A 26,162-nucleotide genomic window follows, 5' to 3' on the forward strand; every position below is an offset into this window, starting at 1 on the left:
ACTGCAACACCTTGATACTAAGCCAAATTCTGCACAAACTCAACCACTGACGCCAGCGCTACAGATTGCGCATCTGCCTGTGTTCTGGCTTTGTACTCTACATTACCTTCATTAAGACCACGCTCACCAATCACCAAGCGATGCGGAATACCCATCAAGTCGGCTTCGGCAAACATCACGCCTGGGCGTTCGCCTCTATCATCTAACAACACATCAACACCAGCGGCTAGCAACTCATCATGCAGTTTGTTCGCAGCAGTTTTTACTGCCTCAGACTTATCATAGCCAATTGCACAAATCACCACCTCAAACGGTGCCATGCTCTTAGGGAAGATAATGCCACGTTCATCGTTACCTTGCTCGATGGCCGCGCCCACAATACGTGATACGCCAATTCCGTAACAGCCCATCTCCATTACTTGGGTTTGTCCATTTTCATCTAAGTAGGTTGCGCTCATGGCTTCTGAATATTTAGTACGCAGTTGGAAAATGTGACCAACCTCAATACCGCGACATAATGACAACACGCCTTTACCGTCAGGACTGGCATCACCTGCCATCACGTTACGGATATCTGCAACCAACACCGGCTCAGGCAGGTCACGACCAAAATTCACGCCGGCCAAGTGAAATTTAGGTTTATTCGCACCACAAACAAAATCGCTCATCAATGCCACCGTTTTATCAGCAACTACCTTGACATTAGCACCCACACCTACTGGGCCAATAAAGCCTGGTGGGCAATTAAGGTTAGCGCGGATTTCTTCTTCGGTGGCAAATCTAAAATCGGCCAACCCTGCCAGCTTACCTAGCTTCACTTCATTTAGGTGATGGTCACCACGTAACAATGCCAAGTAAAATTGATCGTTGCCGGCTTCATCTTTAGCAATTAAAGCAATCGCTTTCACTGTGCGCTCTATGCTGATTTCTAGTAGTTTCGCTACATCTTCGCATGCGGTTTGCTTTGGCGTATCTACCTCGCGCATGGTTTCGGCAGCGTCACTGCGACTCGTGCTGTGCGGAATCGCCTCGGCTAACTCCACATTGGCTGCAAAGTCTGATGTCTCGCAATAAGCTAAGCCATCTTCACCAGAGTCTGCCAATACGTGGAACTCGTGCGAACCATCACCACCAATTGCGCCAGTATCAGCTTTTACCGCACGGAATTTCAAACCTAAGCGGGTAAATACATTACTGTACGCCTGATACATGGTGTCATAAGTTTGTTCTAACGATGCAAAATTAGTATGGAACGAGTATGCATCTTTCATCATAAACTCACGCGCGCGCATCACACCGAAACGTGGGCGAATCTCGTCACGAAACTTAGTCTGTATCTGATAAAAATTGAGTGGCAACTGCTTATAGCTGCGGATCTCTTTACGCGCAATATCGGTAATCACCTCTTCATGCGTAGGACCAAAACAGAACTCGCGTTCGTGTCTATCTTGAATTTTTAGCATTTGTGGGCCAAACACCGCCCAGCGGCCTGTTTCTTCCCATAGCTCTTTAGGCTGCACTGCCGGCATTAACAGCTCTAACGCACCCGCGTTGTTCATTTCCTCACGCACCACGCGCTCCACCTTACGTAGCACACGTAGGCCTAGTGGCATCCAGCTATACAGCCCTGAGCCTAGACGTTTAATCAGGCCGGCACGCACCATTAAAATATGGCTTTGCAGTTCAGCTTCGTTAGGGGCTTCTTTTTGAGTATTAAAGAAAAATTGAGAGGCGCGCATAGTAATTAAGATCAGTGCTAAATAAAAATGCGAATTTTACAGATAATCAGTGTGTTAGTCAGTAATACTTATTACACTAGGCCTGCGAGCTTGCATTATTTAACGTCAGAGCGACTCTTTAGGATGGGACTATCGGCTGGAAAGTAGCCAGATTTCCACGTTGCAAACGGCACGATGGTGGCTGGATAGCCGTTATCGTAAAACCAGCTATCCACGGCATAGCGCTCACCGGTGGTAAGTTCATGAATCACAGCAGTGCTATGCGGCCAGCCGAAAAGAAAATAACTACGCGTACGCATATCTTCAATCACGTGCAATTTAATTAAGCCATGTTGGTACATTAAGCGCATATACGTCGTGCTATTAATGGCTTCATCGTTGCAATCCAGCTGTCCGGGGTAACGAGAGTTATCAAACGTGCCTGCACGGTCAGTACTGGTGCCTGTTTTGGCACCCACTATTTTTTCCAAAGCGCCAATCGCCTCTGCAATATGCTTGCGTTCTAATACTGCGTCTTTGGTTGGGCTAGCATCCTCAAATATATCGGCAATCACTTTCCATTCATCACCGGTCACAGCAACCTGCTTAATCTCTGCACAGCCACCGCCAGTGCAGATTTCAAAAGCTTCTAATTTTGGCGTTTGTTTGTAAATACGGGTAATGTCGGCAATAGATGCCTGTGTGCTGAACGGTATCAGTAAACTGACCCCCAGCAGTAATTTATAAAATAACCGGGACGTCGGGTAGCTCATTTTGATTCTTACCGTGGGCTGGATAATATTGGATCAGATGTTCACTGATTTTTGCGATGCCTTCAATCACGCCGGCCTCAAATTTCCCCTGCTTGAACATCTGCTCCATATGGCGGCTAATCTGTTCCCAGCCTTGGCTCTCCACATGCCGATGTATGCCGCGATCCGCCAAAATCTCGAAATCATGATCTGCCAATAGCAGGTAAATCAACACACCGTTATTTTGTTCTGTATCCCATACCTTTAATGACGAGAAGATTTCCAGCGCTCTATGTTTAGCCGTTTTCTTGGCGAGCAGCGCGGATAATGGCAATCTGGCCTCTACCGCAAAACGAATCTCACCTAAATGCTGCGACTCACTGGCGGCGATTGCCGCCTCAATACGCTGTATCGCACCATAACAAAAATGCTGCTTTACCGCACTTGGTAAAGTACAAAAATGCCTGCATAAGCGTCGTATCAGTTTAGCTGTCATTACCAATCTCCTGATGCACCGCCGCCGCCAAAACCGCCACCACCACCGCCACTCCAGCTATCGGAGTGTCCACCGCTGCCGCCATAGCTGCCTCCGCCTAGCTGCCCCAGCCCAGATGGGCCAATCAGGGTGAGAATAAAAGCAACAATGCCCAATAGCAGCGCAATTAATAAAGCGATGCCAAAAAACCAAGCCAGCACGGCGATAATGCCACCATTTAACACGCCACCGAAGAAGTCGCCAAATACCGCCCGTAATATGCTGCCGAGAATCAAGCCACCCACCAGCAACAAAGGTAGCAGATCACTAAAACCGCTCTGGTTATTTTGCTTCACTGGGACAGGCAACTGCTCGCCCGCTATCAAACCTATCAATGCATCAACTGCTTTGGTGATACCTCCATAGAAATCACCTTGTTTAAAACTTGGCGCCATGATTTCTGTAATCACGCGTTTGGCAATTAAATCAGGGATTGCCCCCTCCAAGCCATAACCAACTTCTATGCGCATTTTGCGGTCGTCTTTTGCCACCAACAGCAAGACACCATCATCCTCTTTCTCACGCCCTAGCTTCCAAGCCTGTACCACGCGGATGCTGTATTGCTCAATCACTTCGGGCTGAGTCGTGGCGACAATCAATACTGCAATCTGACTGCCTTTTTCCCGCTCAAATGCAGCAATTTTTTGCTCAAGTGCAGATTGCTGCTCAGGGCTGAGAGTTTGAGTTAAATCGGTAACACGGTGCTGCAAAGTTGGAATAGGCGCAAGCTCGGCATGCACATTCAACGATGCAAACAGCATCATACAAAGTGCAAACAAGCTTGCTCTAAAAAAAGAAAACACGCTAATCACGCCAGTATTTAGGCTAGTTATTTACTTTCAAAATTAACCGTAGGTGCAACAGAAATTGCCTTTTCGTTTTCTACAGTAAATGATGGCTTAGCTTTGTACCCTAGCATCATGGCAGTTAGGTTATTAGGAAAGCTACGCACGGCAACATTGTAGTTCTTAATGGTTTCGATATAGCGATTACGTGCAACTGTAATACGGTTTTCGGTACCTTCTAACTGCGCCTGTAAATCTCTAAAGCCTTGGTCTGCCTTTAAATTTGGATAGTTTTCAGATACTGCCAGCAAACGTGACAGTGCAGAGGTTAACTGCCCTTGTGCAGCCTGAAACTTCGCAAAAGCTTCAGGGTCGTTTAGTAGTTCAGGCGTCACTTGCATACTACCGACTTTTGATCGCGCATCAGCAACTTGCGTCAGCACTTCTTTTTCATGCGAAGCGTAGCCTTTTACTACATTCACCAAATTAGGGACTAAGTCCGCCCTGCGTTGATATTGATTCAGCACCTCAGACCAGCTCGCCTTCGACTCTTCATCTAGCGATTGGAAAGTATTGTAGCCACAGCCAGTTAAGCTTAATACAAACAACACGGCTAAAAATCTCAAAACTAAATGTTTCATTTTGATTCCTCTAAAATTGATTAATTACTGACTTCAATATTACCGGTCTTAATATAGTGCTGAATCTTTTAATTACAAGTCTTGTGTTAGTCACAACCCTTGTAACATACGTTTTGCCGTGCATAAATCAACCCATGCTTTTGCCTTATAAACGGTATTTTTAAGCAAAAATGCAGGATGGTAAGTCACCACCACGGGTAAACTCTGATAATAAACTGGGGTGGCTGACTGGGCGCTACGCCAATCGTCTATGGTTTGCAATTGCCCCATCAAACTGTGGGCGGCCACCTCTCCCATCACCACTACGACCTTAACGCCATGTTCAGCGAGCATCGCTGTAGTTGCTTCTGCAATATCAATACTGCAGTTTATGTTAATCGCTTTGAGCATATTGCTCAATAGCGTTTCCACATCCTGCGCATCGCCAGAGTTACTATCCAACGCAAACGCCATGCTAGCATTATCGCTAATCAGTAAACGGAAAGGGGGTGTAGCAGTCGCGGTGACTTCTACATCCGTGTTATCCAGTGGCGCCGGCTCAATCACTGAACTTGGTAAGGGTGGTGCCTTTTCAATCACGCTGGTATCGACTGGCGTTAGCGCAGGCATTTGCGGCACGTTCGGCAGTGGTGCTTTTAATTGCCACACAGGTAGCAACTCTAGCTCTCGCAGCACATCCTCACGCGTCATCAAACTCATATCGCTAATCCCATTAAAATTGCGTCTTCACGTCCATGATGCGCTGGGTAATACCCACGGCGAACCGCCATTTCATTAAACCCGATGTTCTCATATAAAGCAATGGCAGAAATATTACTGGCTCTTACTTCAAGAAACATATTGGCAGCATTTAATGTTTGCGCAATGCTAATCATGTGCTCCAACAACAGGCGCCCCAAGCCCTGCTTCTGGTAGGCTTTACTGATACTTAAATTTAACAAGTGCGCCTCATCCAGCACCATCATCATCAACGCATAACCGATGATTTCTTCATTATGCAACAGCACCCATGCGTTATGGGCAGACTTCAGCGAGTCTGCAAAATTTCCGCGCGTCCAGGGGTGCGAATATATGTGCGGCTCAATCTCCATGATTGCATCTAAATCGTCAGCAGTCATGGGGCGGAATTGATATTGTGGCTTTGGTACTGCACTCATAAGCGCATACCCTGCTCACGCTCAGCAGTTTTGAGTGCTACCCGATTACGTATATAAATTGGTATGGCATGTTCTGCTGTTTTAGCTTCACCTGCTTCAAATATCGGTTGCGCTAAGATAATCACTGCGCTTGCCATAGGCAGTAAAGCTGGCTGCGTAGATTGCACCTGCCCATGATACGCCGCGGCCAACATCTCACCATAAGTTTGCCAGCCACTGCCCACACCCACCCAATCAGCGCCATCAACTGCTGGTACAGCATCCGGCTTATATAAACCAGGTGCAATCACTGCCTGCCAACCTGCAGCATCTTTCACATACGCCGCGTGATAAATCTCGCCCATGCGTGCGTCCAAACAGGCAATCACCTTAGATGCACCGCTGGCCTCTGCCAACGCCATCAAAGTACACACCCCGACCACAGGCAGATTCGCCCCAAAGCCCAGGCCTTGCGCTACACCAGCCGCAATACGCACCCCCGTAAAGGAGCCCGGACCAGCGCCAAACGCTAAGCCGGTTAAGTCCTGCAACTGCAACTCGGCTTGATTCAACAAATGCTGAATCTGCGGCAAAATAATTTGCGAATGGGTTTGTCCGGCCAGCACGTCATAATTAAATACCGTGTTATCACGCATAATGGCGAGTGATAAAAACTCGGTTGAAGTATCAAAAGCTAATAGATTCATTGGTTAAATTTTCAGACTACATTTTCTAAATTACACTAGAGTAAGGCGCCTCCTGCGTGGTTTTGACAGCAAGCTTAGTGACTATTTCAATCCCTCACAACCAGTTAAGGCCGCAATAAAATAATGAGGCAAACAGACGGAGATTTAGTCCCCCGCTATTTTGCCACGCAATTGCTTTAAATGCCCGCGTTGTGATTTAGTTTCTAATCGGCGCAGCTTAGCGCCATAAGTAGGCCGCGTGGCATAACGGGTTGGTTTGACTTGATTTGCCGCGTTGATAATCTCATGCAGGCGTTGGACGGCGTCTTTTTTATTCGCCTCTTGCGTACGATACTGCTGTGCCTTGATAACCAACACCCCATCATCATTGATACGGTTATCTTTAAGGTGGAGCAAACGCTCTTTCAGCCAATCACTCAGACTTGAGGCCTGAATATCAAACCGCAAATGGATCGCACTGGAGACCTTGTTTACATTTTGACCACCAGCCCCCTGGGCTCGGATGGCCGTCAGCTCGTACTCACTTTCCGGAATCTGAATGATATGCATCGCAATAAGTTTGGGGATTCAATTAAAAAGACAACTATAGCGCCAATTACTTTATCAAATGAACAAAATTAAAAAAGCTGACCATGACGTCAGCTTCTTTAATTTTATTGACCGTACAAATTGCAGCAATATGCCCATGCTGCATGCCTGACAATGGCGCGCTTACTCAGCCCAGCACCTAATCAAATGGGATCCAAGCTAAATTTGTGGCTTCTGGTTAGCTGCTGTGCTCATTTTCACATTTTTTGGTACGACTGCTTCTTTTACTGCGGCCTCTTTTACTTTGGCGACCGCTGGTTTAACCACAGGCTGGCTACGCATATGGGCAGCAACGCCGGCACCTGCCTCTAACGTACAGCCGCCACCCATCACTGTTTTATTACAATCACCTGCAAAACTAAGTGTTGAAGCAGAAAAAAGTACGGTTGCAGAAAGCGCTGATAAAAAACGAATCATGATGAATTCCAAAAGTTTAAAACGTATGCGAAATTTTTAGCGTGATATGGTCAATGCCGCTAAAACATAAAGGACGCGCATTCTAAACTAATTAGGAAATCAAAAACACTGGATTTACTCCGCCAACATCATTTTTGCGTAGCTAAGCACTGAGAAACACCCGCCTGCAATCTTTGTGCAAGTACTAATGGTCAGCAAAGAACGCCTGCACATCGCTCAGCACACGCGTGCGCTTGAACGGTGGCAAACTTTGCCAAATGCGCTTGCCGTAAGCTTTGGTGATCAAGCGCGGATCACAAATCATCAACACACCACGGTCATTCTCATCACGAATCAAGCGTCCAGCGCCTTGCTTTAAGGTAATCACCGAATACGGGAGCTGGTACTCCATAAATGCATTTTTACCCTCTGCATTCAGCTTATCCACACGTGCAGACAACACCGGGTCATCGGGTGGTGCAAATGGCAATTTATCAATAATCACCACACTTAACGCCTCGCCGCGCACATCTACACCTTCCCAAAAGCTCTGACTCCCCACCAGTACCGCATTGCCTAGTTTGCGAAAACGCTCCAGCAGCTCGGTACGTGAGGTGTCACCTTGCAACAACAGCGGGCATTCAATGCCGTTTTCTGCAAAAGCATCTTTAAGCAGAGCATGTATTTCGCGCATCGCGCGCAAGCTGGTCGACAGCACAAAGGCGCGCCCACCGCTCGCCTGCAACACCGGCAACGCAGCTGCAACCACACAAGCCGTATAAGAAGGATGGTTCGGATCTGGCATTTCAGGTGGCACATAAAACAAGGCCTGCTCCTGATAGTTAAACGGACTTTGCCACGAGGCTGTAACCGCAGCCTGCAGACCCATTTGCGCCAAATAGTGGCTAAAGTCATTTTTAACTGCCAAAGTAGCTGAAGTGAATATCCATGCGCGTGGCTGTGCATTTAACTGCTTACCAAAGCCCTCGGCAACGCTGAGCGGAGTGGCATGCAACTGCACTGACTGCGTAAACACCTCCACCCAGCGCACTAAATTGTTGTTTTTAGCAGCATGCCAGCGGCTGAGCAAATCATGCAACGCCATACTGCGCTGCCAGCATTTTTCTAGCAGCGGATCGCGCGCGGCTTGCGTTTCCAGCACCTTAGCTAAGGCCTGCAACTGCGCCTGCATGTGCTCAAATGTAGCGTCGAAATTTTTCAATGCCAGCGCTTTTTGCACTGACATACGTGAGCCCTCATAGGAAAAAATCAACCTAAAATCTTTACAAGCTTTTTCCAGTACGGGAATCACCTCACCTAGCTGCACACAGTCTTTAGCTAAGCTTAAATGTGCAGCGGTACAATCGCGCGCCAACTCCATTAATTGGCTGGTGGATACATCCTCGCCAAAAAACAAACCTGCCACTTCCGGCAATTGGTGCGCTTCGTCAAATATCACGGTGTTCGCACTAGGCAATAGTTCGGCTACACCCTCATCACGCAACATGACATCAGCAAAAAATAAATGGTGATTCACGACGACAACGTCTGCAGCCAGCGCCTGTTTACGCGCCTCCATCACAAAACACTCTTTGTAAAAGTTGCAATCCCCGCCTAGGCAGTTATCACGGGTTGAGGTGACATTAGTCCATATCGTGGCATTTTCAGGGACAGTGTTCAGCTCACCTTTGTCACCGGTTTTACTGTTCTCTGCAAAAGCTTTGATGACATGCACATACTTGGCATCATCTTTCGCCAAAAAGCGCCCTTCGTTAGCTGCGCGCTCTAAATGGTAATGACAAACATAATTGGAGCGGCCTTTCAGCATGGCGACCGTCACGGGCACTTTCAGTGCATCACGCACGTTGGGCAGGTCGCGGCTAAATAACTGGTCTTGTAGATTTTTGGTACCGGTAGAAATAATGACTTTACCGCCAGTCAGTAATGCAGGCACTAAATAGGCAAATGTCTTGCCCGTGCCCGTACCAGCTTCTGCAACTAATTGGGTATTATGCTCAATCGCATCGGCAATCGCCAACGCCATTTCCAATTGCTGGGTGCGCTCGTGGTAGCCAGCAATGTGAGAAGCTAAAATGCCATCTTTTTCAAAAACTTGGCGGATATTGTATTCACTCATAGAACGGTAATTATCCCATGAGTTAACACGCTCATGTTTGTTTTAACCTGAGTTATCGTCACATTTGGTACTTTTGGGTAAGTTGAATATAATGAGTCCGTGGCAAAATTCACTTACTACAATTATTTAGTGTGTTTAGTGCTTGCACTCACCAGTGCCTCCTGCGCAGCTACCCCCAACGGGCTGACCAGCACAAACACCCTTACAGAGAAATCTACGCCCGCCGAGCCTGTAGAGGCTCATCACGCTTGGCCGGAGCGTGCGCGTGAAGTATTAGTGAGCGCGCTCAGCCTCACCGGCATTACATACAAATATGGCGGCACCTCACCAGAAACCGGCTTTGATTGCAGTGGTTTTGTGCGCTATGTATACCAGCAAGCCACTAATTTAAGCCTGCCACATGGCGCAAAAGCCATCAGCCAGCTTGGAAAATCCGTGTCTAAAAGTGATTTGCAGCCAGGGGACTTGGTGTTTTTCAACACGCTTAAATCGACCTTCTCACATGTAGGTATTTATGTAGGGAACAACCGTTTTATTCACTCACCAAGCAGTGGTGGCGGTGTGCGGGTAGATGATATGCAAACTAGCTATTGGAGCAAACGCTTTAATGGCGCCCAGCGCATAGAACCTGAGCAAGACAAAAACTAAACCTAGCTCAAACGCAAACAAACACTTCCAACCATAGGCTTCGTCGTTTTTTAAACTGACAATCTGCTTAACCCGTCATCTAAATTTCTGTTTTACTCTCTTAACGTCTGCTTTAATTCACACATCTGAATTAACTGGCGAGCAAGTGCCGCCAGTTAATATCAAACGTAACGCTTAGCTTAAGCGTGAAACTTAGCTAAATCACCAGGTTTACGTAGCATTTTATCTACTTCACCCAAATGCAGTTCTTCTTGGTAAATCATTTCTCTGGCGTACTCTTCCAACATTACCGAGTCGCCTTCTACTAGTTTTAACAATGCTTTATAGGCATTCAAAGCTGCAGTTTCGTGCGCTAAAGACTCACGTAAAATATCACCAATGTCGTGATTATGAGTTTCTAACAATGGGCCGATCGACAATGACGGGTGCCCACCTAAATGCGTAATAATTTCACCGGCTTTGTTTGCATGATCTAAAGACTCTGTCGCTTGACTACGCAGCCAAGACACAATAGGAATACGGTTGTAACCAAACACCATCAACGAATAGTGGGTGTATCTTACAACCCCGGCTAATTCAAACTCTAAAATCGTGTTGAGCGCGTCCACAATTGGACTGTTATCGTGATGATCTGCCATTTTGTAATCCTTTCTTATCAAAAAATATATCGCCCGACTCTGGATCGGTAACGTTTAATACTGACGCATGCGATAGACGACTAGTTCTCAGTAGTCGTTTTATCACTATGCCCCAAATGACGGTCTGGGTCTACTTTATCACGCACCAACTGCTTAATCTCTTTTGCCTCGGGGAACCTGCCCGCCTCTTTTCTGGAGAAAATCAGCTCATCATTTAAGCGCACCTCAAAAATGCCGCCAGTACCTGGCCTTAATGCAACACTGTATAAATCTTGCTCAAACGTTGTTAATAGCTCTTGCGCAAGCCATGCCGCACGCAATAGCCAACGGCACTGCGTGCAATAGGTGATTTCAACAATATATCTACTCAATTTGTATGTCCCGACTGATATAGTTTAATATGCGTAGAACGCAATATAATGATTAAACGCTGAAACTAAAAAATATTTGGCAACTCATAGTTATCGCTAGGCTGTTATTTAGCCCGTTAAATCTAGCGCGATGTATGCGCAATGTATTAATGCAAGAAACCCTAATCTGGCTTTATTTGAACCATATAAAGCGAGTTGAGATATTAAAGCATAAATCAGTTACTGTTACTTTTGTTAGGACACCTTACATTCATGCAAGTAAATAATAAACATCACCGGCTTACAAAAATTGGGCTAGTTGGCTCAGGTTTGATACTTGGCCTCATGCTGAGCCTAACCTATTCTGCCGTTGCAGAAAAAATGGTTAAACCGCAGCTGCCGCTAGATGACCTGCGTGCTTTTGCTGAAGTGTTTGGCAAAATCAAGACCGACTACGTAGAGCCGGTTGAAGACAAAAAACTCATTTCAGAAGCCATCAGTGGCATGCTTACTGGCTTGGACCCTCACTCCACCTACATGGACCCAGATGCATTTAAAGACATGCAAGTTGCCACACAAGGTGAGTTCGGCGGTTTGGGCATAGAGGTTGGCATGGAAGATGGCTTAGTGAAAGTTATCTCACCGATTGAAGATTCTCCAGCTTATACCGCCGGCCTAAAAAGCGGCGACTTAATCGTTAAGCTTGATGACACTCCAGTTAAAGGTTTGACACTGAATGATGCGGTTAAACGCATGCGTGGTAAGCCAGATACTAAAATCGTACTTACGGTGATCCGTAAAACTGAAACTAAACCTCTCAAGTTCACGCTGACCCGCGCAATCATTAAGAGCAAGAGTGTTAAATACAAATTAACCGAGCCAGGTTATGCCTACGTACGTGTAACGCAGTTCCAAGAACGTACTGGTGAAGATTTAGCCAAAGCCATTAAAACCATGCACACTGAGAACAAAGGTGCATTTAAGGGCTTAGTGTTAGACCTGCGTAACGATCCAGGCGGTTTGCTAAACGGTGCAGTTGGCGTCTCTGCTGCTTTCTTGCCTAAAGGTGAGTTAGTGGTTTACACAGAAGGCCGTGCACCTGACTCTAAAATGCAGCTCACCGCCACACCAGAAAACTATGTGCGTGGTGGCGCAGCAAATGACTACATCCGTGATTTGCCAGCCGATATCAAAACAGTACCGATGGTAGTATTAATTAACAGCGGCTCTGCCTCTGCGTCTGAAATTGTAGCGGGCGCCCTGCAAGACCATAAACGCGCGGCAGTATTGGGTACGCAAAGTTTTGGTAAAGGCTCAGTGCAAACCATTATGCCGATGAATAACGGTGCGGCAATTAAGCTAACTACTGCACGTTACTTTACGCCAAAAGGTCGCTCCATTCAGGCTAAAGGCATTGTGCCTGATTACTTGGTAGAAGATGGCACAGACCAATCTGGCGCAATTCATGAAGCGGATTTATCTCGTCACTTGTCTAATCCGAAAGATGCTGAGGCAAATAAACCTGCAGATAGCGCTACACGCAATGATGCCGCCAAAGCAAAATTGAATGAGAAGAAATATGCAGAACCTAGCGCACCGATTGAGCCTGCAAGTAAAGATGATATTCAATTTACGCAAGCCATGAACCTGCTAAAAGGTCTGCCGGTTGTTCAGTCCACACCTACGGTAAAAGCAGAAACACCAAAAACTGAATAAGACATTGCCGCAACAAATTAAACCGCCTTAATTATTAAGGCGGTTTTTTTATGCCTGCCGCCATGACTTCACGTTGTTTAAGAAATGTTGAGATTGAAAACGATTATAATGTGACCATGACGTTATCACTTAAAGAACTCACTGCTGAAGCTGACCGCTGCGTTGCATGCGGCCTGTGCTTGCCGCACTGCCCCACCTATAGAAAGACGGGCTCAGAGGCAGACTCTCCACGTGGACGCATTCAGCTTATCCGTGCGGTGTCGCAAGACATTCTGCCTAACAGCGCACGCTTTAAAGAGCATATTGATCTATGCTTAAGCTGCCGCAGCTGCGAATCGGCATGCCCGAACAGTGTGAGCTATGGCACGTTGGTAGATACAACACGTGCGCTTTATATCAAGAAAGAAAGCCTTTGGTTAACTGTGGCAAAACCATTCATCCGTCACCGTGCATTAAGCTATATATGCACATGGCCACTTTGGTTACTATCTAAAGCCAAACTACTGGGTGCGTTAAAGCGTATCGTACCAGCCGCAAAACTTTTGCCAGCCATCTCCAAACCCATTGCATGGAAAGCTTTGTACCCGGCGACCAAACCCAAGCACGGTGCCGTGAGTTTATTTTTAGGATGCGCGACTAACGCCTTTGACAACCAGACATTAAGCGCCAGCATTTACGTACTAAACGCACTGGGTTACGATGTGCATGTCCCTACTGCACAAACTTGCTGCGGCAGCATTGCACGCCAGGCAGGTGACGCGGTAGAAGCCGATGCCTTGCTTGCCAAAAATGGTGCGAGCTTTGACCGCACTATGCCCATACTCTCCACGGCAAGCGGTTGTGGCGCCGGCCTGCAAGATTACCTCACCACACATCAAGTACAGGATATCAGTACCTTTTTAATCAATTGCGACTGGTCTGTAGCCGAGATTACGCCGCTTCAACAGCGTATTTTCGTACAGGACCCTTGCTCACTGCGCAATGGACTGAAAGCGCAAAAAGCGGTGTATGACTTACTAAAAAAAATCCCGACTGCCGATATACAAGCACTGCCGGGTAACGGTCAATGCTGTGGCGGTGCTGGTGCTTATTCCATTACACAGCCTGAAATGGCAAACACGCTACGCGATGATAAACTGACCGCTATGCAGTCCAATCAGGTATCAATACTGGCCACCTCCAATATTGGCTGTAGTTTGCATATCACTAAGGGATTAGAGAACGCGGGCATGGATATTGATGTGCTGCACCCTGTACAAATCATTGCGAAGCAAATGGGGTTTAGGGCATAAGCCAGCATTATTGCGTAAACCCCATACTAGCAGCATAGCCTTGCATTGGCGCTCAAAACAAACAACGGAACACTAGCTTAGCCAAGATAATTAAGCGTAGAATAACTTTCATGAACAGACTACTCACTACAGACAAATTAATTTGTGCGTTTGACACTGGGTTGCGTACCCTGTTTGCAAAACCACACAGCGAGCGCGAACATCCGGATGCGGCCATTGACGAATCGCCAATGGATAACCAAGAGAAAAAACATGTAAGTGCGCTCATGCGTGTCAATCATACCGGTGAGGTCTGTGCACAGGCGCTCTACAGCGGCCAGGCACTTACTGCACAGAGCGCGGCCACCAGCATCAGCATGCAACAAGCCGCACGAGAAGAAACCGAACATCTAGCATGGTGTGAAGCCCGTATTGCAGCATTAGGCGGGCACACCAGCGTACTTAACCCATTGTTCTATGCTGGCTCATTTGCGATTGGCGCAGTCGCCGGTGCCTTAGGCGACAAGTGGAGCCTAGGCTTTTTGGAAGAAACCGAAAAGCAGGTGGGTGCACACTTAGCCAGCCATCTTCATCAGTTACCAGCTACGGATGAAAAATCACGCCGTATTATTGAACAAATGCAAATAGATGAAGCCAAACACGCAAATGATGCAAAACAACAAGGTGCAGCCGAACTGCCGGCGCCGATTAAGTTCTGCATGACAAAAATGTCGCAACTCATGACTAGCACGACCTATCATATCTAATTACTTTTTAAGGCAATACCATGCAAAAATTTAGTGACATACTACAAACTCTCGATGACGCTTCCAATGTCGAACGTATCGAGCTTTACAATAAAGACGGCAGCTCAGCAGGCGTGATTGAAAACAAACCGGGCAGCCAAGGCTCAATCAAGGTTTACAGCCATTTAGCGCGTATGTATGGAGAGATCTCTTTAGATGCAGCGGTTGAGGGCTTAAGCTTATACGCAGAGCATACTGAAGATGCTGAAAACTGCCCTGGCAAACATCCGAACGTAGATAGATTACTAAACATTCTGGAAGATGAACAACCGCTCACAGTGAAAGTGATTGAAGCATAAGCGGATATCCGTTTATTAAGATAGCCGGCGAACAAACTCACCCGATGCATTTGTGATTGAGTGCTCAAAAAAAGATAAAAAAAGGGGATGAACATATCATCCCCTTTTTTATTGTAGTGATTTTAGGCAGTACTTAACTTCAACTCAGCACAAACCAAACAACCACGCAATCTTAGGCCTGTGCAGTCAATGGTTTTATTTCAAAGTCATGTGTGATTTCTACACTTTTACTCAACATAATAGAAGCTGAGCAATATTTTTCGGCAGATAATTTAACCGCACGCTCCACCTGTACCGGGTTTAAATTGTCACCGGTAATCACAAAATGCACATGAATCTTGGTAAAGACTTTTGGAATCTCATCAGCACGCACCGCGTCAATCTCGGCAACACAATCAAAAATTGGCTGACGTGCTTTTTTCAAAATAGCCACCACATCAAACGAAGTGCAAGCGCCCATACCGATTAACAGCATCTCCATCGGGCGCATGCCAATATTACGGCCGCCGTTTTCGGGCGCACCATCTAGCACAACTGCATGACCAGTCTCTGACTCGCCGACAAAACTTACACCGTCAATCCACTTTATACTAACTTTCATGTTTCATCTCTCGTACCGTTAGGTCTAATCAATAACCAGTTTAAACAGGCTGATAGCACTCAAGATAAACGCTATCAGATGTCAGCCATAGTCAATAAACTGCTGATGAATTATTTAACGCCCAATAATTCCACATCAAAAATCAAGTCAGCATTCGGTGGGATCGCGCCACCTGCACCACGTGCGCCATAACCCATTTCTGATGGGATAATCAAGGTACGTTTACCGCCAATCTTCATGCCAGCAAAACCCTCATCCCAACCCTGAATCACTTGGCCAGCGCCCAAGAAGAACACGAAAGGTTGCTTGCGGTCTAGGCTACTATCGAACTTTTTGCCTTTACCATCTTTAGCAGATGGGTCATACAGCCAGCCAGTGTAATGTACAGTGACATTAAAACCAGGCTCTGCTTCGCGCCCTTCACCCACTAAGGTATCAATCTTTTGTAACTCTTTAACTTGTTCTGACATCGCTGTTACTTCCTTTACTGTTGACTTATCTGATGTTGATTTATTTGACTCGGCTTGACATGCACCTAAGCTTAACAAGCAAACGATTGCGAGTAATGATCCTAATAATTTCATTGTGTGTCCTGTAGCGTTGTATCTAAATGAAGGGGTTTAATCCGTAATCATACTTTAAAATCAGTGTTACCGTTAACTCAAGGCAGGTGATATACCCACTCCACTAACGCATCCTGCGCATCTCTACTACCCCCCGCATTCGGGTGGTTCACCAACATCACCATCGCGTAGCGATGCCCGCTTGCACTCAACACGTAGCCGGCAATACTACTTACCCCATTGATAGAGCCAGTTTTAAGATGTGCCCGGCCGTTCGCAGCACTGTCTTGCAATCTATGTTTCACCGTACCATCTAACGACAATATCGGCATAGATGCCATGTATTCTGGCATCACCGGGCTTGAGTAAGCACGCACTAACATTCTGCCCAAGTGCTCAGCACTAATCCGTTCCACACGCGACAATCCCGAGCCGTTCTCAATCACCAGTTCTTTAAAATTAAACCCGCTCGCGGCCAGCCAATCGTTGATCGCCGTCGCGCCTTTTTGCATGGTCGCAGGCGCACCCATTTTTTCTGCGCCTAGTGTTAGCAGCAACTGCCGCGCCATCAGGTTATTACTCCATTTATTAATATCGCGCACGTTACTGCCTAAAGGCTCCGAGACCTGCTCAAGTAATTTTTTGGCAGTATTCGGCACGGGCTGTAGCTGCAACTTGCCATCAAACGTACCGCCTAACTCACGCCATAATTTTTTAAACGTAAAGTAGGCATATTGCGTATCGTCAAACAAACTTAGCTCTAAGTAGCGTTCGCCGCAATCAGCGGCATAAGCCCCCTTAAAGCTCACCACAGCCTTTGCCGCCTTCGTCTGAATGTCGTAACTCATTCTGCCGCGCCAGTTACCGCAATCACCCTCAACCAGCTTCATGTTATTGACTACGATTACCTCAGGTAATTCAAACTCCTGATTCACGCTGATTACATCATCGTTGGCAAAAAAGCGGAAGCTGGTACTACGGCCATTGACTGAAAAGGCGCTAGGTTTTGCATTGTAAGCACGCCATTTTTCATCATCAAAACTAATGCCATTATCAATATCATCGGAAAAATAACTTTTATCAATCAGCAAGTCACCCTTGATTTTTTTAACACCGGCCTGTTTTAAGCTCATCAGTAAGCGCCAAAAATCCTGCACTTTAAAACTAGGGTCGCCATAGCCTTTAATGATTAAATTACCATGCAATACACCGTCTTTAATTTGGCCATCATGGTAGAGCTCGGTTTTCCAGCGGTAAGCCGGTGTGAGCATATCTAATGCGGCGTTGGTCGTCACCATTTTCATCACAGACGCAGGGTTCATGCCTTTATCTGCGTTATGGCTTAGGGTTGGCGCCTGATTATCCACCGCCTGCACATAGACAGACACACCATTTAGCGGCACATCAGCTTGCATCAGCTCCGTTGCCACGGTTTTGGGTAACTCAGCCTGCACTTGTGCACAGAGCAACATCAGGCTAACCAACAATGCGAGTTTTTTCATAGAATCTGCTTAATGACCTGATGCGTGTTCTGCACCATCAATGCAATTTCATCTGCATCAATGGTATACGGCGGCATGTAGTACACCGTGTTGCCAATCGGGCGCAACAATAAACCATGCTGCATGGCCAATTGGTAGCATTGCTTTGCAAACTGATGGTTACCTGTGACCACATCAAACGCAAAGATCATGCCCTGATGGCGCATATGTTGAATCGGCAGGTCAGTGAGCACTTGCATCTCCTGCACAATCAATGCAGACTGTGCCAAGTTTTTTTGCACCACATGGTCTGATTTAAAAATTGCCAAGGTAGCTAATGCGGCACTGCATGCTAATGGATTACCCGTATAACTATGGCTGTGTAAAAAACCGCGCGCAGTGCTCTGGTCATAAAAGGCTTGGTAAATATTATCGGTTGTGAGCACTGCAGACAAAGGCAAATAACCGCCAGTAATCCCTTTAGACAAGCAGACAAAATCTGCAATATCACTGACTTTACATCCCTCACTTGCTGCTTGCTCTGTGGCAAACATGGAGCCAGTGCGACCAAAGCCCACCGCAATTTCGTCGGCAATCAAATGTACTTGATACTTGCTGCAAGTTTCACGCGCCTTTGCCAGATAAACCGGGTGATACATCGCCATGCCTGCGGCACACTGCACCAGCGGCTCTATAATAAAAGCGGCTAGCTCAGTATGATGTTGCGCGACATATTGCTCCAATTGCAGAGCGCAGCGTAAGGCATAGTCTGCCGCACTTTCACCCGCCTCTGCCAACCTGAAGTCTGGGCTAGGCATTTGTGCAGACTGCATTAAGAGCGGTGCATAGGTATCTTTAAAAATGGCTACATCCGTCACGGCCAGCGCGCCTAAGGTCTCGCCGTGGTAGCTATTCTGCAAGCTAATAAATTTGGTTTTATTGGGTAAACCGACATTACGCCAATAATGAAAGCTCATTTTGAGCGCAATCTCGGTGGCACTGGCGCCGTCACTGGCGTAAAACGCATGACCAAGGCCAGTAAGCGTTGCGAGTTGCTCAGACAGCGCTACCACTGGCTCATGGGTAAAGCCAGCCAGCATCACATGTTCTAAAGTATCTAACTGCTGCTTAATGGCATCTTTAATACGTGGGTTATTATGCCCAAACAAGTTCACCCACCAGGAGCTGACGGTGTCTAAATATTTTTTACCATCTGCATCATATAGCCAGACCCCTTCCCCACGTTGTATCGGCGTTAAGGGAAAAGACTCATGCTGCTTCATCTGCGTGCATGGGTGCCACACCGATTGCATGCTGCGTTTTAATAGTTCTTGATTATTCATGGGTGAATTGTACGATAATTGTGTGAGGTTTTTCACCTGAACAAAAATCAAATGTCGTCATAAGCTGTTGTTTAGTCTAAAATTCAACCTTGAACACATATCACCTAAGCAAATAAGTCCCATGCAAAAAACTCGCCGCCATTTAGAACTGCTCGCTCCTGCAAAAAATGCTGATTTCGGCATTGAGGCCATTAATCACGGCGCAGACGCGGTATATATCGGCGGCCCGGCCTTCGGTGCGCGCGCAAAAGCGCCTAACACTATTGCTGATATTGCTCGCTTGGTGAAACACGCGCATCGCTACCATGCAGAAGTGTTTGTGGCACTAAACACCATTTTCCATGATAACGAGCTAGAAGGCGCGCGTGAGCTGGTACACCAACTTTACGAGGCTGAAGTAGATGCACTCATCGTGCAAGACATGGGTCTGCTGGAAATGGACTTACCGCCGATTCAGCTACATGCCAGCACGCAGACGGATATCCGCACTGTAGAAAAAGCCGTGTTTTTAGATCAGGTTGGCTTTTCACAAATTGTATTAGCGCGTGAACTGGATTTAAAAAGAATCAAACAGATTGCGGACGCTACTTCATGCAATTTAGAGTTCTTTATCCATGGTGCATTGTGTGTAGCGTTCAGCGGTCAATGTTTTATCAGCCACGCACACACAGGCCGTAGCGCTAACCGTGGTGAGTGCTCACAAGAGTGCCGCCTGCCCTTTACGTTAGAAGACCAAAAGGGCCGCATCATCGGTAAGGATAAGCACTTTTTATCCATGAAGGATAACGACCAAAGCGCCAACTTACGCGCTTTGATTGAGGCCGGTGTCAGCTCCTTTAAAATTGAAGGCCGCTACAAAGATTTACCCTATGTAAAAAATGCCACTGCGCATTACCGTGAATTGATTGATGAAATCCTGAACGACAGGCCAGAGCTGGCAAAGTCGTCATCAGGCCACGCAACTTACACCTTCACACCACAGCCGGAAAAAACCTTTAACCGTAGCGCGACCGACTACTTTGTAAACGGACGCCAAGCCGACATTGGCGCGTTTGATACGCCAAAGTTCTCTGGTGAGGCCTTAGGTAAAGTCACTAAAATTGGTAACGATTACTTTGAAGTGGAAACCAGTATCGAGCTACATAACGGCGACGGCGTATGCTTCTTTGATGTGCATAAAGAACTGGTCGGTTTACGTGTCAATACGGTAGAGGGCAAGCGACTCTACCCTAACGAAATGCCAACTGGCCTAACGCGCAACATGACCGTTTACCGCAATCGCGACCATGCCTTTATGCGCCTGCTGGAAAAAGATTCAGCACAGCGCAAAATTGCAGTCAACATGAACTTTTACGAAACTGCCAATGGTTTTGCTTTAACTATTACCGATGAAAATGGGTTTAGCGCAACCGCCACCTGCGAAGCAGAAAAACAAAACGCACAAAATCTGGAAAAAGCAGAAACTAGCCTGCGTGAGAACCTGAGTAAACTAGGCGGTACTGATTTCAGCACACAAGGGATTGAAGCCAGCACCACGCAAACTTGGTTTATCCCCGCCTCAATTATTAATAATTTACGCCGTGACGCTATCGAACAGTTGCAGCAAACTCGTGATTTAGGCTACCAACGTCCGCCACGCCGTGAGGCAGCGCAACCACCAGCCATCTTCCCTGAAGATACACTCAGTTACCTTGCCAATGTCTACAACAAAAAAGCACGTCAATTTTATGAAAAACATGGCGTGAAAATGATTGCGGCGGCGTATGAAGCTAACAAAGAGCTAGATGAAGTACCGCTGATGATTACCAAGCACTGCCTGCGTTTCAGCCACGGCCTATGCCCTAAGGAGGCTAAAGGCGTGATTGGTGTGCAAGGCACGGTCACCGCTGAGCCAATGACATTGATTAACGGTAATGACCGTTACACACTGAAGTTTGATTGCAAACCATGCGAGATGCATGTGATGGGTAAAATTCGCAAAAATATTCTGCAAATACCAGAGCCGCAGCCAGTTAATTTTTTCCCTAAGGCTTTCCGCTAATAAAACTGCTCGTTTTGAGCGCGCTTATGGGCGCGCTTATTCTCATACATGCGTAGGTCAGCAATATGCATGACCACGCTGCAATTATCTAACTCCTCATAGATAAATGCCGTACCTGCGCTCACGCCCACCAAATCAAAACCATTGGCGCGCAGATGTGCTACCGTTTCATCCAGCAGTGTTTGAATCAGCGCTTCATCTGCATTATGTGCAGTAATTGCAAACTCATCACCACCTAAACGATGCAGCGTTGCGACTCCCTCTAATTTACCCTGTAGAAAACGGCTAAAATCACACAGCAGTTTATCGCCATAGGCGTGTCCAAAATTATCGTTATAGTATTTGAGGCGATCTAAATCCAGTATGGTAATACTGCCGTTCTTAGGCAATTCCTGAATAGTGGCTTCCAGTGCCATGCGATTAGGTAGGCCGGTTAATTTATCGGTTTTAACGCGAGCCTCACTGATGCCTAGCGCTGTCAGCACTTGCTCTTTCTCTTTAAATAATTCACTAAATTGGTAGCTGAGCACAAACGACAGCAACAGTGCCTCAACGGTTACCGCTATCAAACCCAAATGCTCAACATAAAGCGTATAGCCAGTGAAATTTTGGGCAGTAATGGTTAAGCCGCCTAAAACAAAAAAGGTCAGAATCGCAATTAAGTAATAACGCGCAGTCATGTTCTTTTTACTGCTAAGGTAAATACCACAAGCCAAGCCAAGGCTCAGGAAAACACCAACACCATAACGCGCCATTTCCATCATCCAGTGAGGAGAATAAATACCCCACACCGCAAATAGCACTAATATCGCCACTGCATATTGAATCCAGCGATAGAGCTTAGGGTTATATTGCTGGCGGATATTCAGCAAGCCTTTAACAAAGAAAACATAAGCGATATTTGAAAACAGGATAGGCAGCGCACTTAAGTAAAAGTAATGGACGCCAAACGTGTCAGAGAACACCAATAGCGATGTTCCTTGCAAAAATAGGTTACCCAAAATAAACAGCGCATACATGCCATGCACCATTTGCCCTCTAATTAGGCCCAGCACAATGTAATAGGCCATTAATCCAGCCAGTACACCCAAGCAAAGCAGTGAGATAAAATTACCAAGCTTAATCGCTTGCTGGTAATGTGCTTTTGAGTCTAAGTATGGCTGAGGCTGTGCAATCAGGTAAGGCGTTTTAAGCGAAGTTACTAACGTGTAGCTCCCTGCCTCCAAATACAAAAGCCGCGCATGCCTTAAAGTAAAGGGGTTGCTTTCCGTGCTGCTGATTCCGCCTTCTAGCTCAGCAACCACCACATTGCGGCTATCTAATACCTTATGTCTGAACATCGCAAACGTACTAGTGTTTTTGAAATCAATGACATAGTCACCGGTCGTGGCGATATGCAAGGTGCCATTAAATACAAAATCACCACCAGTTAATGGTAGGGTTTTAATTGGCACAGCAGGCTGGTGCGCAGCAGTCCAATGCCCCTCAATCAAACTGGGCTTCAGTTCAGGGCTGGCATGCGCCGGTGCTACAAAGAAAAGAAAAAGGCTGAACAACACGCCCGCATAAAAAGCTAGGCAAGCAAAACACGTGCGTAATTGTTGTGGGCTAAACCATGACATCATTAACTGTCAAACTTGGTGTGATTAATGTATGTCTCACAATATACAGATTAATGTCCTTTTGTTGAAGTGCTAGTTGGGGTGAAAATAAAGCACGCACAGCTGACGCTTCAACCCCTGCTCAAAACAAGCTTAAAAAAGGACAGCGCTGTATAGCTAAAAACAGCAAGCTTTATACCAAGCTTTTATTACGCTTTTTTTACAAACTCTGATTTTAGCTTCATTGCGCCAATGCCATCGATTTTGCAGTCAATGTCATGGTCGCCATCTACCAAGCGAATATTTTTGACCTTAGTACCCACTTTTACCACTAATGAAGAACCTTTTACTTTCAGGTCCTTAATCACGGTAATCGTATCGCCATCTTGCAGCACATTACCGTTTGCATCTCGAATCACGCGCAGTTCGTCCACATGCTCTGCGCCGCCATCAATTAACCACTCGTGCGCACATTCTGGACAAACGTACCTATCACCATCTTCATAAGTATATTCAGATTGACATTGCGGACATGATGGGAGCTGAGACATGGAGAACTTTCTAAACGATTAAACAATGCTGTTAAAACAATACCGTGATTGTAATGCAGGCAGCACCTTAATAGAAAGACATTATTTTTAATGTGGGTATATAAGCATGGTTTATTTAGCACAAGTTCACGGCAATCAATGCAACTTGTGCAATAACCACCAACACCACTAGGGTGCTGGGTTCATCATCGTTAAATGCAAATGCTCAATCTCTTGCAGCACTTCTGGCGCTAGCTTGGTATCCCACGCATCGATATTTTCTTTTAATTGCTGCATCGTGGTGGCACCAATAATCGTGCTAGTCACAAACCAGCGATGGTATACAAAGCTTAATGCCAATTGCGTAGGCGTCAGCCCATGTGCTCTAGCCAGCTTGGCATAGGCAGCGCTTGCGGGAAATACACCAGGTTTTTTGTAGCGTTGCGCGTAACCTAAAAACATAGTGACGCGCCCTTTTGCCTCAGGGTTATCAATGTACTTTGCAGTGAGGTGCCCAAATGCCAGCGGTGAATACGCAAGCAAGCCCACTTGCTCGCGATATAACACTTCAGCCATGCCAAACTCCATGCCGCGGTTAATCAGGTTATAGCAGTTTTGCACGCTGGCAATATGCGGCAGATTATATGCCTTAGCGATACGCACAAACTCCATCACTCCCCACGGCTGCTCATTAGACAAACCGACATAACGCACTTTGCCTTCTTGCACTAATTCAGCCAGCGTTTCCAGCTGGTTCTGTATCGACACCCATGCTCTTTCTTCGCCTTGCTGGTAAACGCCAGACTCAAACTCACCCGCAGGGTCAAACTGATATTGCCCAAACATCGGTACATTGCGCTCAGGCCAGTGCAATTGGTATAAATCGATATAATCTGTCTGCAAGCGCTGTAATGAGCCCTCAATCGCCGCACGAATATTGGCACGGTCTAGCGATGGCGGACCACCGCGAATCCAATCCAAGCCACGGCGCGGTCCAGAAACTTTACCTGCTAAAACAATTTGATCACGCGGCTGTTTTTTTAGCCATGTCCCCACCATAGACTCGGTACGCGTATAAGTATCGGCCTTGGGCGGCACTGGGTACATTTCAGCCGTATCAATAAAATTAATGCCGCGCGCCATCGCATAATCTAATTGCGCGTGCGCCTCCTCCTCTGTGTTTTGGTCGCCATAGGTCATGGTGCCTAAACATACCTTGGAAACGTTTAAATTGGTGTGGGCAAGCTTGGTGTATTGCATACTTTGATCCTGATGTTGATTACTGTCGTCGTAAATTTAGACACCCTATAAGTTTAGTCCTACTCAATGCCTTTTGCTAAACGCTATGCTTATGCTAGACACTGGTGTTGTTATCCAGGTTTGGCCTGGCTGACGCCAGCATCTCGCAGGCAAGGGCGCCCACATCACGCACGGCTTGCTCAATAGCGAGTGTCCACAGGTGGCTAAAATTAAGGCGTATATAGTGGGTGAGTTCTTTTTTGCGCGAAAAGATGGTACCAGGCGCTACGGTGATGCCGTTGTCGATTGCAGCACGATAAAGCTGGAGTGCATCTAGTGCCGGCGGGAGCTTTACCCATAACACATAGCCCCCCTTGGGGATGGAAAGCTGTGTACCGGCAGGAAAACTTTGCTCTATCACATTGCGAATCAACACATAATTTGAGCGTAACGTATGCCGCAGCTGCTTGAGATGCTGCTCAAAGCTGTCACGCTGCATAAACTTGGCAATCGCAATCTGCGGCGCCGAAGTTAGCGACAGACTGTTAAGAAACATCAGTCGCTCTACCTCTTGGCGATAGCGTCCTGCACTAGTCCATCCAACGCGGTAACCAGGTGCCAGCGACTTAGAAAATGACGAACAGTGCAGCACCATGCCCGAGCGGTCATAGGCCTTGGCAGGCAAAGGCGGCTCATTGCTAAAGTACAGTTCGCTATAGACATCATCCTCAATCAGCGGAATATTCTGCTCAGCAAGTAATTCTACTAAGGCCTGCTTTTTTGCCTCGGGCATGACAAAGCCTAGCGGATTCTGAAAATTGGTCGTCAGAATCACCGCCGCAATAGGCATATCAGCTGTCGCCGCCCGCAACGCATCGAGATCGATGCCGGATTCCGGATCGGTACGAATTTCAGCGACTTTCATACCCAATCGCTCCACGGTATGTGCCAGCGCATAATAGCCGGGAGACTCCAGCGCAATGGTATCTCCCGCCTTGGCCACGGCCTGCAGGCAGAGGGTGATAGCCTCGGTGGCACCATGCGTGATGACAATATCATCCGGTGATACATCGATGCCGCTGGCGAGATAGCGACGCGCAATCTGCTGACGCAACATTTCGTTGCCGGGTGGCAGGTCGCTCAACACGCCCCACTCCCCCTCGTCATCGGTTAGGGCTTTTTCATATTGATGGATTTTCTTGAGTGGGAACAGCTGAGGGTCTGGAAATGGTGAACCTAACGGCACGGTGCCGAATTCGCGGATGGATTTAAGCGTAGTGAGCACTAGCTTACTCGCATCGACTTCGGAAAGATTAATGTCTTTGGCGAGCGGGGATGCATAGCGCTGCTGCAGGCGCTTACGCGGTGTGACATAGTAGCCTGACTGTGGGTGACTACTGATAACACCTTCCTGCTCCAACAGCAGATAAGCGCGCAATACGGTGCTGATGCTAAGCCCATATTTCTGGCTAGCCTGCCGCACCGAAAAAACCTTGTCCGCTGGCCGTAAAACGCCTTCATCGATCATTGCGCGTATGCGAGCGGCAAACGAGACATAAAGCTTCATGGTGGCCAAGTGGGAGGGTTCTTGTTGCTGGCAATTATACTACAGCCTAGCCCTGCACAGCTTAAGTCACCAC

The 26,162-nt window shown here is 46.9% G+C and carries 27 protein-coding genes; 6 read left to right on the forward strand and 21 right to left on the reverse strand.

Features of this window, described 5'->3' with window-relative positions:
• Nucleotides 1-17: 17 nt before the first annotated feature.
• The 11 genes from C3Y98_RS07565 to yoaA all read right to left on the reverse strand — a co-directional run bounded on the left by C3Y98_RS07565 (nt 18) and on the right by yoaA (nt 9,395).
• The gene (locus C3Y98_RS07565; RefSeq protein WP_135277836.1) at nt 18-1,739 is read right to left on the reverse strand and encodes a proline--tRNA ligase; all 1,722 of its coding nucleotides are present in this window, start codon (nt 1,737-1,739) and stop codon (nt 18-20) included.
• Nucleotides 1,740-1,834: 95 nt separating this feature from the next.
• Nucleotides 1,835-2,491 (reverse strand): hypothetical protein, encoded by a 657-nt coding sequence (locus C3Y98_RS07570; RefSeq protein WP_135277838.1) that lies wholly within the window; start codon nt 2,489-2,491, stop codon nt 1,835-1,837.
• Nucleotides 2,460-2,966: a TPM domain-containing protein gene (locus C3Y98_RS07575; protein WP_135277840.1), complete on the reverse strand. Its 507-nt coding sequence runs from the start codon at nt 2,964-2,966 to the stop codon at nt 2,460-2,462. The genes C3Y98_RS07570 and C3Y98_RS07575 overlap by 32 nt, the downstream gene beginning before the upstream one ends.
• Complete coding sequence (locus C3Y98_RS07580; protein ID WP_425339465.1) at nt 2,966-3,766, reverse strand: TPM domain-containing protein; 801 nt, start codon at nt 3,764-3,766, stop codon at nt 2,966-2,968. The genes C3Y98_RS07575 and C3Y98_RS07580 overlap by 1 nt, the downstream gene beginning before the upstream one ends.
• A 68-nt stretch (nt 3,767-3,834) precedes the next feature.
• Entirely contained in the window at nt 3,835-4,431 is a 597-nt protein-coding gene (locus C3Y98_RS07585; RefSeq protein ID WP_135277842.1) for a LemA family protein, read from the reverse strand.
• Between the two features lie 90 nt (nt 4,432-4,521).
• Nucleotides 4,522-5,130 (reverse strand): uracil-DNA glycosylase family protein, encoded by a 609-nt coding sequence (locus C3Y98_RS07590; protein ID WP_135277844.1) that lies wholly within the window; start codon nt 5,128-5,130, stop codon nt 4,522-4,524.
• Entirely contained in the window at nt 5,127-5,588 is a 462-nt protein-coding gene (gene rimI / locus C3Y98_RS07595) for a ribosomal protein S18-alanine N-acetyltransferase (protein ID WP_135277846.1), read from the reverse strand. Before rimI ends, C3Y98_RS07590 begins: the two co-directional genes overlap by 4 nt.
• Nucleotides 5,585-6,274 (reverse strand): tRNA (adenosine(37)-N6)-threonylcarbamoyltransferase complex dimerization subunit type 1 TsaB, encoded by a 690-nt coding sequence (gene tsaB, locus C3Y98_RS07600; RefSeq protein WP_135277848.1) that lies wholly within the window; start codon nt 6,272-6,274, stop codon nt 5,585-5,587. The genes rimI and tsaB overlap by 4 nt, the downstream gene beginning before the upstream one ends.
• 144 nt (nt 6,275-6,418) lie before the next feature.
• Nucleotides 6,419-6,823 carry an alternative ribosome rescue aminoacyl-tRNA hydrolase ArfB gene (arfB, locus tag C3Y98_RS07605; protein WP_135277850.1) on the reverse strand — a complete coding sequence of 135 codons (405 nt, stop codon included), beginning with the start codon at nt 6,821-6,823 and terminating at the stop codon, nt 6,419-6,421.
• A gap of 198 nt (nt 6,824-7,021) precedes the next feature.
• Nucleotides 7,022-7,279, reverse strand: coding sequence for a hypothetical protein (locus C3Y98_RS07610; RefSeq protein ID WP_135277852.1), 258 nt, complete (start codon nt 7,277-7,279; stop codon nt 7,022-7,024).
• A 184-nt stretch (nt 7,280-7,463) separates the two neighbouring features.
• Complete coding sequence (yoaA, locus tag C3Y98_RS07615; protein ID WP_135277854.1) at nt 7,464-9,395, reverse strand: DNA repair helicase YoaA; 1,932 nt, start codon at nt 9,393-9,395, stop codon at nt 7,464-7,466.
• Nucleotides 9,396-9,494: 99 nt separating this feature from the next.
• Here yoaA and C3Y98_RS07620 point away from each other — a divergent pair, with 99 nt between their 5' ends.
• Nucleotides 9,495-10,043, forward strand: coding sequence for a C40 family peptidase (locus C3Y98_RS07620; protein ID WP_135277856.1), 549 nt, complete (start codon nt 9,495-9,497; stop codon nt 10,041-10,043).
• 179 nt (nt 10,044-10,222) lie between these two features.
• Here C3Y98_RS07620 and C3Y98_RS07625 read toward each other — a convergent pair whose 3' ends face one another.
• Together C3Y98_RS07625 and C3Y98_RS07630 are read right to left on the reverse strand one after the other, a co-directional pair.
• Nucleotides 10,223-10,681, reverse strand: coding sequence for a ferritin-like domain-containing protein (locus tag C3Y98_RS07625; protein WP_135277858.1), 459 nt, complete (start codon nt 10,679-10,681; stop codon nt 10,223-10,225).
• An 80-nt stretch (nt 10,682-10,761) separates the two neighbouring features.
• On the reverse strand, nt 10,762-11,052 hold the full coding sequence (locus C3Y98_RS07630; RefSeq protein ID WP_135277859.1) for an Rdx family protein: 291 nt from the start codon (nt 11,050-11,052) through the stop codon (nt 10,762-10,764).
• A gap of 252 nt (nt 11,053-11,304) precedes the next feature.
• Between C3Y98_RS07630 and C3Y98_RS07635 the strand changes: the two genes are divergently transcribed.
• From C3Y98_RS07635 to C3Y98_RS07650, 4 genes are all read left to right on the forward strand, one after another.
• Nucleotides 11,305-12,747, forward strand: coding sequence for a S41 family peptidase (locus C3Y98_RS07635; RefSeq protein ID WP_135277861.1), 1,443 nt, complete (start codon nt 11,305-11,307; stop codon nt 12,745-12,747).
• Nucleotides 12,748-12,797: 50 nt separating this feature from the next.
• Nucleotides 12,798-14,039, forward strand: coding sequence for a (Fe-S)-binding protein (locus C3Y98_RS07640; RefSeq protein WP_245234343.1), 1,242 nt, complete (start codon nt 12,798-12,800; stop codon nt 14,037-14,039).
• 110 nt (nt 14,040-14,149) lie between these two features.
• On the forward strand, nt 14,150-14,785 hold the full coding sequence (coq7, locus tag C3Y98_RS07645; RefSeq protein ID WP_135277863.1) for a 2-polyprenyl-3-methyl-6-methoxy-1,4-benzoquinone monooxygenase: 636 nt from the start codon (nt 14,150-14,152) through the stop codon (nt 14,783-14,785).
• Nucleotides 14,786-14,805: 20 nt separating this feature from the next.
• Entirely contained in the window at nt 14,806-15,123 is a 318-nt protein-coding gene (locus C3Y98_RS07650; protein WP_135277865.1) for a DUF2322 family protein, read from the forward strand.
• 172 nt (nt 15,124-15,295) lie between these two features.
• Here C3Y98_RS07650 and C3Y98_RS07655 read toward each other — a convergent pair whose 3' ends face one another.
• The 4 genes from C3Y98_RS07655 to bioA all read right to left on the reverse strand — a co-directional run bounded on the left by C3Y98_RS07655 (nt 15,296) and on the right by bioA (nt 19,111).
• Complete coding sequence (locus C3Y98_RS07655; protein ID WP_135277867.1) at nt 15,296-15,724, reverse strand: OsmC family protein; 429 nt, start codon at nt 15,722-15,724, stop codon at nt 15,296-15,298.
• 110 nt (nt 15,725-15,834) lie between these two features.
• Nucleotides 15,835-16,308, reverse strand: a complete 474-nt coding sequence (locus C3Y98_RS07660; protein ID WP_209308770.1) for an FKBP-type peptidyl-prolyl cis-trans isomerase — start codon at nt 16,306-16,308, stop codon at nt 15,835-15,837.
• A gap of 77 nt (nt 16,309-16,385) precedes the next feature.
• Nucleotides 16,386-17,789, reverse strand: a complete 1,404-nt coding sequence (dacB, locus tag C3Y98_RS07665; protein ID WP_135277872.1) for a D-alanyl-D-alanine carboxypeptidase/D-alanyl-D-alanine endopeptidase — start codon at nt 17,787-17,789, stop codon at nt 16,386-16,388.
• Nucleotides 17,786-19,111 (reverse strand): adenosylmethionine--8-amino-7-oxononanoate transaminase, encoded by a 1,326-nt coding sequence (bioA, locus tag C3Y98_RS07670; protein WP_135277874.1) that lies wholly within the window; start codon nt 19,109-19,111, stop codon nt 17,786-17,788. The genes dacB and bioA overlap by 4 nt, the downstream gene beginning before the upstream one ends.
• 121 nt (nt 19,112-19,232) lie before the next feature.
• Between bioA and C3Y98_RS07675 the strand changes: the two genes are divergently transcribed.
• Complete coding sequence (locus tag C3Y98_RS07675) at nt 19,233-21,152, forward strand: peptidase U32 family protein (RefSeq protein WP_135277876.1); 1,920 nt, start codon at nt 19,233-19,235, stop codon at nt 21,150-21,152.
• Here C3Y98_RS07675 and C3Y98_RS07680 read toward each other — a convergent pair.
• The 4 genes from C3Y98_RS07680 to C3Y98_RS07695 all read right to left on the reverse strand — a co-directional run bounded on the left by C3Y98_RS07680 (nt 21,149) and on the right by C3Y98_RS07695 (nt 26,089).
• Entirely contained in the window at nt 21,149-22,777 is a 1,629-nt protein-coding gene (locus C3Y98_RS07680; RefSeq protein ID WP_135277878.1) for a GGDEF domain-containing protein, read from the reverse strand. The genes C3Y98_RS07675 and C3Y98_RS07680 overlap by 4 nt on opposite strands.
• A 185-nt stretch (nt 22,778-22,962) precedes the next feature.
• Entirely contained in the window at nt 22,963-23,304 is a 342-nt protein-coding gene (locus C3Y98_RS07685) for a zinc ribbon domain-containing protein YjdM (RefSeq protein ID WP_135277880.1), read from the reverse strand.
• A 168-nt stretch (nt 23,305-23,472) separates the two neighbouring features.
• Nucleotides 23,473-24,543 (reverse strand): aldo/keto reductase, encoded by a 1,071-nt coding sequence (locus C3Y98_RS07690; protein WP_135277882.1) that lies wholly within the window; start codon nt 24,541-24,543, stop codon nt 23,473-23,475.
• A gap of 94 nt (nt 24,544-24,637) precedes the next feature.
• The gene (locus tag C3Y98_RS07695; RefSeq protein WP_135277884.1) at nt 24,638-26,089 is read right to left on the reverse strand and encodes an aminotransferase-like domain-containing protein; all 1,452 of its coding nucleotides are present in this window, start codon (nt 26,087-26,089) and stop codon (nt 24,638-24,640) included.
• Between the last annotated feature and the right edge of the window lie 73 nt (nt 26,090-26,162).

It is taken from the genome of Methylotenera oryzisoli (genome assembly GCF_004661485.1).
Taxonomy (GTDB): Bacteria; Pseudomonadota; Gammaproteobacteria; order Burkholderiales; family Methylophilaceae; genus Methylotenera; species Methylotenera oryzisoli.

Bases quoted from the DNA above. Each gene is read 5' to 3' on its own strand.
- C3Y98_RS07590 (WP_135277844.1), bottom strand. From the start codon at position 5,130: ATGAGTTTGATGACGCGTGAGGATGTGCTGCGAGAGCTAGAGTTGCTA.
- C3Y98_RS07565 (WP_135277836.1), bottom strand. From the start codon at position 1,739: ATGCGCGCCTCTCAATTTTTCTTTAATACTCAAAAAGAAGCCCCTAAC.
- arfB (WP_135277850.1), bottom strand. From the start codon at position 6,823: ATGCATATCATTCAGATTCCGGAAAGTGAGTACGAGCTGACGGCCATC.
- C3Y98_RS07660 (WP_209308770.1), bottom strand. From the start codon at position 16,308: ATGAAATTATTAGGATCATTACTCGCAATCGTTTGCTTGTTAAGCTTA.
- C3Y98_RS07680 (WP_135277878.1), bottom strand. From the start codon at position 22,777: ATGATGTCATGGTTTAGCCCACAACAATTACGCACGTGTTTTGCTTGC.
- yoaA (WP_135277854.1), bottom strand. From the start codon at position 9,395: ATGAGTGAATACAATATCCGCCAAGTTTTTGAAAAAGATGGCATTTTA.
- rimI (WP_135277846.1), bottom strand. From the start codon at position 5,588: ATGAGTGCAGTACCAAAGCCACAATATCAATTCCGCCCCATGACTGCT.
- coq7 (WP_135277863.1), top strand. From the start codon at position 14,150: ATGAACAGACTACTCACTACAGACAAATTAATTTGTGCGTTTGACACT.
- C3Y98_RS07695 (WP_135277884.1), bottom strand. From the start codon at position 26,089: ATGAAGCTTTATGTCTCGTTTGCCGCTCGCATACGCGCAATGATCGAT.
- C3Y98_RS07585 (WP_135277842.1), bottom strand. From the start codon at position 4,431: ATGAAACATTTAGTTTTGAGATTTTTAGCCGTGTTGTTTGTATTAAGC.
- C3Y98_RS07580 (WP_425339465.1), bottom strand. From the start codon at position 3,766: ATGCTGTTTGCATCGTTGAATGTGCATGCCGAGCTTGCGCCTATTCCA.
- C3Y98_RS07655 (WP_135277867.1), bottom strand. From the start codon at position 15,724: ATGAAAGTTAGTATAAAGTGGATTGACGGTGTAAGTTTTGTCGGCGAG.
- C3Y98_RS07635 (WP_135277861.1), top strand. From the start codon at position 11,305: ATGCAAGTAAATAATAAACATCACCGGCTTACAAAAATTGGGCTAGTT.
- C3Y98_RS07675 (WP_135277876.1), top strand. From the start codon at position 19,233: ATGCAAAAAACTCGCCGCCATTTAGAACTGCTCGCTCCTGCAAAAAAT.
- C3Y98_RS07625 (WP_135277858.1), bottom strand. From the start codon at position 10,681: ATGGCAGATCATCACGATAACAGTCCAATTGTGGACGCGCTCAACACG.
- bioA (WP_135277874.1), bottom strand. From the start codon at position 19,111: ATGAATAATCAAGAACTATTAAAACGCAGCATGCAATCGGTGTGGCAC.
- C3Y98_RS07575 (WP_135277840.1), bottom strand. From the start codon at position 2,966: ATGACAGCTAAACTGATACGACGCTTATGCAGGCATTTTTGTACTTTA.
- C3Y98_RS07570 (WP_135277838.1), bottom strand. From the start codon at position 2,491: ATGAGCTACCCGACGTCCCGGTTATTTTATAAATTACTGCTGGGGGTC.
- dacB (WP_135277872.1), bottom strand. From the start codon at position 17,789: ATGAAAAAACTCGCATTGTTGGTTAGCCTGATGTTGCTCTGTGCACAA.
- tsaB (WP_135277848.1), bottom strand. From the start codon at position 6,274: ATGAATCTATTAGCTTTTGATACTTCAACCGAGTTTTTATCACTCGCC.
- C3Y98_RS07685 (WP_135277880.1), bottom strand. From the start codon at position 23,304: ATGTCTCAGCTCCCATCATGTCCGCAATGTCAATCTGAATATACTTAT.
- C3Y98_RS07610 (WP_135277852.1), bottom strand. From the start codon at position 7,279: ATGATTCGTTTTTTATCAGCGCTTTCTGCAACCGTACTTTTTTCTGCT.
- C3Y98_RS07640 (WP_245234343.1), top strand. From the start codon at position 12,798: ATGCCTGCCGCCATGACTTCACGTTGTTTAAGAAATGTTGAGATTGAA.
- C3Y98_RS07650 (WP_135277865.1), top strand. From the start codon at position 14,806: ATGCAAAAATTTAGTGACATACTACAAACTCTCGATGACGCTTCCAAT.
- C3Y98_RS07690 (WP_135277882.1), bottom strand. From the start codon at position 24,543: ATGCAATACACCAAGCTTGCCCACACCAATTTAAACGTTTCCAAGGTA.